The organism is Streptomyces kunmingensis (genome assembly GCF_039533535.1).
GTDB classification, from domain to species: Bacteria; Actinomycetota; Actinomycetes; order Streptomycetales; family Streptomycetaceae; genus Streptomyces; species Streptomyces kunmingensis.
Window position 1 is genome coordinate 1 of sequence record NZ_BAAATS010000062.1, and the last position, 9,854, is coordinate 9,854.

Annotated in this window: 8 protein-coding genes; 1 reads left to right on the plus strand and 7 read right to left on the minus strand. The window is 66.8% G+C overall.

Features of this window, described 5'->3' with window-relative positions; translation table 11 throughout:
* The first annotated feature begins 70 nt into the window (after positions 1–70).
* Complete coding sequence (locus ABD366_RS41435; RefSeq protein ID WP_324768454.1) at positions 71–586, plus strand: MFS transporter; 516 nt, start codon at positions 71–73, stop codon at positions 584–586.
* On the opposite strand, the gene ABD366_RS41440 is transcribed toward ABD366_RS41435, so the two are convergent.
* The 7 genes from ABD366_RS41440 to ABD366_RS41470 all read right to left on the minus strand — a co-directional run bounded on the left by ABD366_RS41440 (position 558) and on the right by ABD366_RS41470 (position 9,601).
* Positions 558–821, minus strand: coding sequence for an integrase core domain-containing protein (locus tag ABD366_RS41440; RefSeq protein ID WP_324768438.1), 264 nt, complete (start codon positions 819–821; stop codon positions 558–560). The two genes, ABD366_RS41435 and ABD366_RS41440, sit on opposite strands and share 29 nt — an antisense overlap.
* 103 nt (positions 822–924) lie before the next feature.
* Entirely contained in the window at positions 925–1,935 is a 1,011-nt protein-coding gene (locus tag ABD366_RS41445) for an integrase (RefSeq protein WP_324768439.1), read from the minus strand.
* 361 nt (positions 1,936–2,296) lie between these two features.
* Positions 2,297–3,442: a vanadium-dependent haloperoxidase gene (locus tag ABD366_RS41450; protein WP_324768440.1), complete on the minus strand. Its 1,146-nt coding sequence runs from the start codon at positions 3,440–3,442 to the stop codon at positions 2,297–2,299.
* A gap of 257 nt (positions 3,443–3,699) precedes the next feature.
* Positions 3,700–5,382, minus strand: coding sequence for an AMP-binding protein (locus ABD366_RS41455; protein ID WP_324768441.1), 1,683 nt, complete (start codon positions 5,380–5,382; stop codon positions 3,700–3,702).
* Positions 5,379–8,585: an FAD/NAD(P)-binding protein gene (locus tag ABD366_RS41460; protein ID WP_324768442.1), complete on the minus strand. Its 3,207-nt coding sequence runs from the start codon at positions 8,583–8,585 to the stop codon at positions 5,379–5,381. The genes ABD366_RS41455 and ABD366_RS41460 overlap by 4 nt, the downstream gene beginning before the upstream one ends.
* Positions 8,585–9,070: a cobalamin B12-binding domain-containing protein gene (locus ABD366_RS41465; protein ID WP_324768443.1), complete on the minus strand. Its 486-nt coding sequence runs from the start codon at positions 9,068–9,070 to the stop codon at positions 8,585–8,587. The genes ABD366_RS41460 and ABD366_RS41465 overlap by 1 nt, the downstream gene beginning before the upstream one ends.
* 120 nt (positions 9,071–9,190) lie before the next feature.
* Positions 9,191–9,601, minus strand: coding sequence for a cupin domain-containing protein (locus ABD366_RS41470; protein ID WP_324768444.1), 411 nt, complete (start codon positions 9,599–9,601; stop codon positions 9,191–9,193).
* Positions 9,602–9,854 lie beyond the last annotated feature (253 nt).

Below are 9,854 nucleotides of genomic sequence, written 5' to 3' on the forward strand. Positions count from 1 at the left end.
ACTTGTCGATGGGTAAATTCCCAGCTCAGCGTCTTCCCTCAGAAGGAACTGCACCCAAGTCAATTCGGCGCTGCCCCTCGACATGCGCGGAAAGGGACTGGACGCGAGGGGCATTGGCATCGTTTTAGCCGCCAATGCAGTTCTTGCGATCATTCTGCTGCCCATGGTCCCCAAGGTCGTCAAGTCGATGCGGGACGAGACGCCGCTGGTCATGGCGGGAGTTTTGTTCGCCGTCGGTTTCGGCGCCAACGCGTTCGCCGGTGACATGGCCGGATTTCTCGCGGCGATGGTGGTCTGGACGCTCGGCGAGGTCTTGTGGGCGCCCATGTCGATGACTTACATCACCCAGCGGGCCCCGCGCGGCCGCGTCAGCACCTACCAGGGCTCGTACTACTTCGCCTGGAACGCCGCGTTCGTCATCGGCGGCCCGGTCGGCGTCGCCGTGGGGCACGAGGCAGGCTTCGCGACCCTCTGGATGTCCGTACTGGTCCTGGGGGGCGCTGCCGCCCTCGGCTTCAAGGTTTCTACTGTGGGGCTCGGAAAGTCGTCGCTGCAGGTCAGGCTGCGTATCGGTACTCATTTATGACACCGCCGAGGATGCGGGTGCGTAGGAGCCTGCGGCCTTCGAGCTCGTGCACGGTGATGGGCCGCTGGTCGGCGCCCGGAGGGCGTTGGTTGCGGGCCAGGTGCGGGCGGTGGTCGTTGTAGTGCCGCTCGTAGGCAGTCAAGACGTGCTGGGCGTGGGCTCCGTTCAGGATAAGGACGTGGTCGAGGGCTTCGAGCCGGATGCTGCCGATCACTCGCTCGCAGTGGGCGTTCATCCGAGGCGTTCGCGGCGCGCTCTTGACGATTTCTATTCCTCGGTCTTGAAGACGGCGTCGAAGGACTGGCCTGTGGGTTGTGGGTGCCCGAAACTCGACCGCCCTATGCGACCTGCGAGTATTCGTGGATCACCCCACCGAGTAGATCACGACGGATGACCTTGCCGTCCGGGTCTACTGGGTCGGGGAGCGGTCGCAGCGGTGCTGCTTGGTGGAGGGCACGGCGCGGGCGATGGGTATTGAAGTGCTTCTCGTACGCGGCCAGAACGTGTCGCAGGTGGCGTTCGTTGATGATCAGCGTGCGGTCCCGCCGGCATCCGCCGATCCAGCGCTCGATGACTGCATTCGCCCGCGGCGCCCGGACCGGTGTGAGCAGCACTTGGATGGCCTCGGACGTGAAGACGGCGTCGAAGGCGTCGGTGAACTTCGCGTCTCTGTCCCGGATCAGGAACTTCATCTGGCCAACGCGGTCGTCCAACGCCATGAGGAGGTCGCGGGCCTGTTGGATTGTCCAGCTGCCGGTCGGGTGGGCGGTGAAGCCAAGGAGGTGTACTCGGCGGGTGGAAATCTCGATCGTGACCATGCAGTACAGGCGTTTCAACAGCACGGTATCGACGTGGAAGAGGTCCACAGCGAGGATTCCGGAAGCTTGACTGCGGAGGAACTCCGCCCAGGTCGGGCCCGAGCGGCGTGGGGCCGGGTCGATCCCGGCTTTCTTCAGGATCGCCCATACCGTGGAGGCGCCGAGCGGGCGGCCCAGGCTGGTCAGTTCACCGGCGATTCTGCGGTACCCCCAGTGCGGGTTCTCCGCGGCCATGTGCAGAACCAGCTTCCGTAGGCTGGGCCGGGTCGGCGGACGGCCTGGCCTTCGTTGCTTGTAGGTCCAGCGGCGCTTGTTCAGGTCGGAGTGCCAACGCAGCAGCGTGCCTGGGGTGACGAACACGTGCTCTCGCAGGGCTTTGGGCAGCAGTCGTGCCAGTCCCGCGATCACCGCCCAGTCCGCCCACGAGGGCTTCGGCCGGGCGACCTGGCGGCGCAGCACTGCGAGTTGGTGTCGCAGCACGAGAATCTCCGCGTTCTTTAAGCCTCCGATCGTGTCAGCAGAGCTATCCATCCCAGGGCCTTCAGGAAGGTCAGGTACAGCAGTCGCAGAGCCATGCGACAGGATCTCGCCCTGCCTTGCCTCGACCGCTAGGCCGAGGTCAGTAGCGGTGGCCGGATTTCCGGCACCCACAGGAGCGACCGAGCCTCGGTGGCTGCCTGCGGTCGTTGCCGCGGCTGGACGCGGAGGTGGCAGGCCGCAACGCCGAGGGCGAGGACGTGCAGGTGGTCTACAGCGCACACGGCGACAAGGTCATGATCGTTTCCCGGTTGAAGACAGCGGGGTGACCGTGACCAGGAGCAGTCAGTTGTGAGAACGCACTGGAAGGACGCGGCCGACCGCGGCCTTCCAATTGTTGCGCGACCCGTGCCGATCAGTCGGACAGAGCGCGGCACACGTGGTCGGCGACCTTGTATCCCAGGGCGAGGGCTGCCTCGTTGTCCCATTCGAAGTGGACGCCGATGAATTTGCGACTGTCGGCCTTTTCCCGTGCGGCAGCGCTCAGACTGCTGAAGCTCCGTACGACGCCCTTGGCGAAGGGGTCGTCCGTGCCGCCGCTGAAGTCCAGCTCGTCCCGTCCGAAGTGTTCCCGCAGGCTTCCCGCCCAGGCGGCGGCGATGCCGGAGTGCCCGGAGACGTAGGTCGGGAAGTTGGGGGTGAAGCTCTTGCCGGCGGGATCGCTCTCCAGAGGATGCCAGCCGGGATCGGCCTCGATGTACGGGTTCTTGACGAGGTCAGCGAGGTGGATGGCGTGCACGGGGCGCCACACGTCCCAGTCGGTGTCGTACTTCGAGTCCCAGATGGCGATTGCCGCGTCCGCGAGGGCCACCGACATCAGCGTGAACAGCCTGGCACTGTCGAAAGGCGTTCCCTCGGCACTGTGCCGCGCGTACACCGCGAGCGTGTGATCGTACTGCTGTCCTACCGGCTTGTACGTGCCCTCGAGGTCGTTCGCCCAGTAGTGGGCCAACTGTGTCTGGTCCGCGGTACGCACGGTGGAGTGCATGGCGCCGATGCGCTTCACTTCGTTCACCTGCGCTGCGTACTCCGCGCTCGTCAGCAACCTCTCCGGGGACGTGAACCCGAGCGGTTTGTCGGGGCGGAACTGGCTGCCCGAAGAGAGTGTGAACGGTTTGACCCGGCCCCAGTTGGGTGCACCGGCGGGTTTGTCGGGTGCGGGGCGCCAGTGGCCCGGCAGCCGGGTCTCGCGGTACGGCGTGGTGTCGGCGGACCCGTCGTCCACCCTGTCGGCGACGACGGCGTTCGCTGTCTCGGTGCCGAGCCGTTGCCCGACCCTCTGGTCCTCGTGAGATCCGCAGTTCGGCAGCGCGAGTGCGCCCTTGAACGCCTCCTCCATGTCGACGGAGGGGAAAGCGGCGGTCAGGGCCGTGTAGGCGGCATGGTCGACGGCACTGTCGACGATCCCCGTCCGGCCGCGCACGGTGGCGTCCTGGGTGAGGTACGGCTTACCGATGGGCTGTACCGAGTTCAGGGCGTCGTAGATGGCCAGGTTCAGCATGGCTCCGCCCCGGGTCAACGGACCGGGGGTGCCGCCGACACGCCGGAATACGTCAAGAGTGACGTGATTCCAGTAGAGCACATGGTCGTGTGCGTTCGCCTTTTCTGATGCACTTGCGGACATACTGAATCACCTTGCCTCGGATAAAGCTGCGGCGCATTGTCCTCAACCAGGACTGTATACCTGTGCTGTTCACCGGTGGACGGCATAGCAGATGGCGGAAATCGGTGAATCCGATAGGGGAATTCAGCCGGTGATCAGCCGGGGCCGACGGCCGAAAAGCCGTCGGGCGCCGCAGTCAGCGCGGAGCGCCGGACCTTGCCGGATGCTGTGAGCGGCAGGGCGGCGGCGAAGGAGACACTGCGCGGGCACAGCTCGGGGCCGATCCGGTCGGCGCTGTACCGGAGCAGGACATCGGCTGTGGTGTCGACGGCGGCGTGGCCGGGTCGAAGGACGACCACCGCGTGAGGGGTATGACCACCCACGGGGTGGGGACGCGGTATCACGGCCGCCTCCGCGACGGCCTCGTGCGACTTGATGACCGCTTCGAGCTCGTACGGGGAGATGCGGTGGTCGAAGCATTTGAAGACGTCGTCGACGCGACCGAGTATGCGAAGACGCCCGTCCGCGCCGCGTTCCGCGATGTCTCCGGTGGAGTGAAGACCGTCCTCGGCTGAAAAACGGGCGATGCTGTCGTCCTCCGCCAGATATCCGACCATGAGCCCCACGGGCCGGGTGGCCAGGTCGAGACAGATTTCGCCGTGGTCGCCCGGGGTGCCGTCCGGGCCGCGCAGAACGATGCGGTAGCCGGGCAGGGGCTTGCCCAGCCGGCCCGGAGCCCGGCGCATGCCGGGAGTCGTTCCGATGAGCGCTGTGGTCTCGGTCTGTCCGTACCCGTCCCTGATGTCGATGCCCCAGGCAGCAGAGAATCGCTCGATGACGCTCTCGGTCAGCGGTTCACCGGCGCTGACCGCCTCGCGCAGGGCCGGTCGGGCGGTGTGCAGATGGGGCAGCAGAGCATGCCAGGTACTGGGAGGTGCGCAGAAGGTGTCGATCTTCCGGTCGCGCAGAGTGGCCGGCAGCGCTTCCGGATCGGTGGGGCCCGCCGGGGCCACCACGACGGTGGCCTCGGCGGTGAAGGGCACGAAGAAACTGCTCCAGGAATGCTTGGCCCAGCCAGGTGCCGAGATGTTCATATGGCGGTCGCCGGGCAGCAGACCGTTGAAGTACAGGCTGGACAGATGCCCGATGGGATAACTCGCGTGCGTGTGCGCGACAAGCCTGGGTGCGGAGGTCGTACCGGAGGTGAAGTAGCAGAAGGCGAGGTCGCTCGCTGGGGTGGGCGCCTCGGGCTCGAACTCGGGCGGTGCGTCCGAGCGGTGGTGGTACGGGGTCCAGCCCGTCGCATTGCCGGGCAGGGCAATGCGACGGCCTGGGCCTGTGCGGGGAAAGAGCGGAGTCAGCTCGTCCTCGGTGATGACATGGGTGATGTGTCCTCGGTGGAACCTGTCACTGGCCTCTGCTTGCGTCAGAGTGGTGTAGGTCGGCACGACCACGGCGCCGATCTTGAGACAGGCCAGCAGGCATTCCCACAGCTCGCGGCGGGAATCCAGGGCGAGCAGGACCCGGTGGCCCCGTAGGATGCCTTGCTCCCGCAGCCATCGAGCCGTGCGGTCCGACTCCCTGGAAAGTTCGGCGTAGCTCATGTCGTCGCTGGTGCCGTCCGGTTGGAGGATCTCCAGGGCGTGGCGGGTACTGCCGTGAGCGATGACGTCGAACCAGTCAAGCGCCCAGTTAAAGTGGCTCGGCCTGGGCCAGCGGAACCGTGCGTGAGCCGTCTCGTGGTCGGCGCGGTGGGTCAGCAGCAGGTCGCGCGCCGATCGGAAGGCGTCGTACGCCGAGGTGCGTTGCCGGTGGGTGTGCTGGGCTGTGTCCGTCATGAGATGGCCTTCGTGCCGCGGTTGGCGTTCGAGGTGGAGTGCAGGGCGACGAGCGTGTCGGCGGCGACGGCGTCCGCGTCGCTCATGAAATCGCCCCAAGGGCCCGGGCGGCTGCTGCCGACCTGGGTGAACCATCGGGCGTACTCGGTGGGGATGCCCAAGACACATAGGTCGGATACGCGCTGTCCGTGCGAGTCGAGAGGGTGGAAGGGCTCGTCGGTAACAGCCATGCCCCCGGTGGCGAAGACGGTGTCGTCGTCGACGTTGGCGTAGCTGGTGATGATGCCGCTGCTGTACAGCTGTGCGGTGAGGGAGGAGGTGTCGGTCCTGATGTCCGGCGCGGGGATGCGGGCGTCGACGATGGCGTCCAGACGGACCGGACCGTCACCGACGTGGGGCGAGGAGGCGGTGAAGCAGTCGCGGGCCGCGTCGGTGCCGAACATGGCGTCCGGCCCGATGAAGCGCAGGATTCCCGCGTTCACCAGGGCGAGTACCTGCTCCAGGCGCACCGCCGGCGGCCCGGCGGACAGATGGGATGCGACGGGCACGAAACGGCTGAGGAAGTCCTCCTCGTGGGAGCGCGCCGCGAGTCCGGAGGAATTCACTGCGACGCGGATGATGCCACGCACATCGCGGATCGTGTCCAGCGCAGCCTTGACCGGTCCATGGAAGTTGCCCTCGGCGGCATCGTGCAGGTCCCGGCGGACCAGGTCGGCGACGGCGGCCTCGTAGGACGCTCGGTCCGCGAAGGTGGCACCGGCCAGGGGGCGGGCCCAGGCGGCCAGGTCGAGAGGGGGCAGATCGCCGCATCCGAAGCGAGTGGCTCGCTCGACCACTTGCTGCTGCGGTGCCTCCGGGGCAGCCTCGGCCGCTGCGACGGCTTCGTCCAGGAAGAGCTGCTCGAGACGCGTACTCCCGTGCAGACGCCGGACCTCGGTTCCGTAGTAGACGAGACAGATCTCGGCCAGGAGCCAGGGAAGGACATGCTCATCGAAGTCGATCTTCCCTCGCGCGCGAGCGCCAAGCATGCGTTCGCGGGTGAACAACCGGGGTGTGAAACAGTGGTCTGCTGCCTTCTGGTTCCTGCCTCGGGCCGGAAGGGGGACCCCGCTGCGCGAACCAGCGAAGATCCGGGGTTCACGGCCGCTGGGGTGATAGCGCACGTCCGCACCCTGGCGGGTGTAGCGGCCACCGCGCCCTTCGGTGAGCAGGCTCATCACATCGTAGAAGGACAGCCCCATGCCCAGCACACCGACGGTTGCCCCTGCCGGAATGCTGTCCAAAGGCATGTCCCCGGCTGCATCGCCGCGGATGTAGTGCAAGGACTCCCGAGATGCGGAGAAATCCGCGAGGCCCTGCTGTGACGGGGCGAGGCGGGTAACCGGATGGCCGGTGGTGAGGACCGCCCGGTGTGCGTCCAGTGTGGAGTCGTCGTCCAAACGGAGCTGCCAGCCACCGTCCTGACGGCGTTCCATGTTTTCGACGCGAGCACATATCGGGTGGAGCGTGCTGCCCTCCGGCAGCGTCCGTCCCACGCTCCTCAGGACGAACCGCAGGTAGTGGCCGTAAAGGCCACGTGGTGCGTAGCCGTGGGCATGGTCGCCCACGGCGTCGGGGTACTCCGTACTCCACCACTGGGCAAGGGAGGGGCCGGCTCCGGAACGGGTGGGCCCGCCGTCCGGGGGGCCGGAGAACATGGTGACCTCTCCGGCGGGCGTGTTCATCAGCAGCGAAGCGGGCTGATCGGTGCGCCAGATCCGACCCGCCCCTGGTTCGACGGAGTCGATCGCATATATCTCGACGGGCCCTGCCGGCGGCTCGTCGCGCAATCGTGCGCCGAGTCGCTCGATGACCGCCAGGCCACGTGGGCCGGTGCCGATCACCGCGATGCGGTGGGGAGTCGGCTGCTCGCTGATCTCACGGCCGGCCTTCCGACCGGTCGCTGCCAGCCGATCGTGCCGCTCGGCGGTGAAGTTCAGCATGTGCCGCAGCTCGTGGGAGGTGATCCGGCCCTGCATACGAGCACGGGAGGAACGGATGGGGAGATGTCCGGTGTGAGCCCACTTCAGGCGGCCGTCGCTGTCGATCGCGCCTTGCGTGAGCCCTCGGTTGTCGTCATGCAGGCAGAAGGGAACATCTAGTGTCCCCTTGCGGAACGCGGTGAGCAGACTGGCTCCGACTTCCCCGTGTTGCAGCACGGCTGTGATCAGTTCGCGTGCCTCTGTCGCGATGGCGCTCATGTCCACCTGCCGGGCCGTGGGCAACGGGCTGTGGGACCTCGCCCACTGAGCGCGCGCGTCGGCCTCGATCAGGGCCTGCAGGTTCTCGTCCACCGTCGGGATGCGGTGGGCCTCCACGGCGGTCTTCACGATCATTCGCTCCGCTCCGCCGCGCACCGCGATCTCGGTGCTGCTGTCCAGCAGGTGCTGGGCGCCCGGCAGAGTACGGGGGAATACGCCCATGTACGTGTACAGGACGATGTGCCACTTGACGTGCGCGGGCAGGAACTCCTCGGCGAGGAGGCGCAGCGCGGCCAGAGCCTCGACGTCCTGTACGGGGTGTGTCTGCTGGGCGTAGCTCAGCGACACACTGTCGATCCCGTGCTCCACGAAGAACATCCCTTCCAACAGGCTGATGGCGACGAGAAGCGACGGAGGACACAGTTGGCCCAGCATGCAACCCCCGAACGTCTCCAGGTGAGCCCGTTGTCCGGCGATCGCGCTCCCGTGGCCGAACGCTTGCGTGGCGTCCTTCCACGCGGCGACGGATTCGACCAGGGGCGTGCGTCCGTACGGCAGGCAGTAGGAGACCGGGCCTCCCTCGCTGACGGTGAGGCCTGCCTCGACCATGGTGCTGAAGATGTCCCCGGGGATCGCGGAGCCGTGGCGTATCTGAACGGGACACGTCGAGGCTGCGGCGGCGACCTCGGCGGCCGTCCGAGCCCCGTGGGCTACGAGCGGGTAGCCGTTGAGGTCCTGACCGGCGGCCAGGGCACGCCGGGCGCCGTCGTGGTCGGCCACACGTGTGTAACTGTCGAGGGTGATCGTGCCCACTGTCCGAGCGGGTACTTGGGCGACCGCGCGAAGACCTTCGGCCATCTGCCGAGGGTCGGCCATGCCCATGCGCGGCTGCACGACGAGTCGTCCGGCCTGTGCGGACCGGGCGACGAAGGAGTCCATCGCCTGCAGGTCGTTGCTGGCCATCAGGCAGCCACCTCCGCGTTCCGGCGCGACCGGTGCAAGGATGCGGCTGCGGGAACTGGCGAGAGATCCCGCAGATAGGAGATGAGTGGCTCCAGGGCCCCGTCAGAGAACACGGCATCGAAGCCTGCCTTCACCAGCATCGCGGAGTGTGCTTCGTGCTGTGCTGTTCCGAGGATGCCGAGCTTTCCTCCGATCACGGCCGGGGTGAATGCACCGTCCGGCTCGGAGCGCAGGGTGCGGATCGCGCGCTCACCGTCCAGAAACCCGTGACCGTTGACCGAACTGAACACCACGGCGTCAGGGGCGTGTTCCCTGACACTGTGGAGCAGTAGGTCGTCGGGCACACACGGTCCGAGGTTGATCACTTCGTGGCCGTGCTCCTCCAGCAGGAGCTGGAGGTAGACCAGGTTCCAGGTGTGGGAGTCCGAAGAAGTCGCAGTGAGGACTATGCGAAGTTTGTACCGTGCTTCCATTGCGCCGAACATCGTGATTCTCCCTGGCTAATGTGTAGTGGTGTGGTGTGGTGTGTCGTCGTGTGGTGCGTGGTGGTTACGGAGTGCCTGCGGTGCACTGCCGACGCGCGCTCCACGCGTCGGCAGTAGCGGTCAACTCCGGGCTGCTGTCGTTTGGTTGATTTCGCCGCTGTGCGGCTCACGAGCCGAGACGGGGTGAGTGCGGACCGCGAGCACGGTGCACCCCTCGGCACTGGACATCTGATGACGAGTGCCGGGCGCCTCCACGATCAGGTCGCCCTTTTCGAACGACCGGCCGTCACTGTGATTGAGCGTGCCCTGCAGCACGAGCATCAGCTCGTACCCGAGGTGCTCGTGGAAGTCTCCGTGTGCGCCGGGGGGGAAGCGCAGGAGCAGACCGGCCGATGCCTCCTGTGCGTCGGGGGCCCACAAGGCGTAATGGTCGACCCCGACGCGTCCGGGTTCCACCCATGGCACCCACGCCAGGCCGTCCAGTTCGTACCCACTGCGGAATACGTTTTCGATGACTTCGATCGCGGGCATGACGCCTCCTGAGGATGTGTGTGGTTTCGGTGTGCAATCCGGCGGGGCTCGGGCGATGTGACGCGCACGACCGCTGCGCCGTCGGATCGGAACGATCGTCCTTCGCAGCCGCCCGGACCTCGCGGTTCACGCGGTCGGGCAGCGGATCGGTTTCCTGTGCGCCTACGAGAAATCGTCAGGTCGCCCGTCCGCCGGAGCGAACGGCTTCAGCATGCATATCGGCGTTGCAGCACTGATTGCACCAATCGCTGCA

Excerpts from the sequence above, each read along its gene's own strand:
- ABD366_RS41445 (WP_324768439.1), bottom strand. The coding sequence starts at position 1,935 with ATGGATAGCTCTGCTGACACGATCGGAGGCTTAAAGAACGCGGAGATT.
- ABD366_RS41455 (WP_324768441.1), bottom strand. The coding sequence starts at position 5,382 with ATGACGGACACAGCCCAGCACACCCACCGGCAACGCACCTCGGCGTAC.
- ABD366_RS41450 (WP_324768440.1), bottom strand. The coding sequence starts at position 3,442 with ATGCTGAACCTGGCCATCTACGACGCCCTGAACTCGGTACAGCCCATC.
- ABD366_RS41470 (WP_324768444.1), bottom strand. The coding sequence starts at position 9,601 with ATGCCCGCGATCGAAGTCATCGAAAACGTATTCCGCAGTGGGTACGAA.
- ABD366_RS41465 (WP_324768443.1), bottom strand. The coding sequence starts at position 9,070 with ATGTTCGGCGCAATGGAAGCACGGTACAAACTTCGCATAGTCCTCACT.
- ABD366_RS41460 (WP_324768442.1), bottom strand. The coding sequence starts at position 8,585 with ATGGCCAGCAACGACCTGCAGGCGATGGACTCCTTCGTCGCCCGGTCC.
- ABD366_RS41440 (WP_324768438.1), bottom strand. The coding sequence starts at position 821 with ATGAACGCCCACTGCGAGCGAGTGATCGGCAGCATCCGGCTCGAAGCC.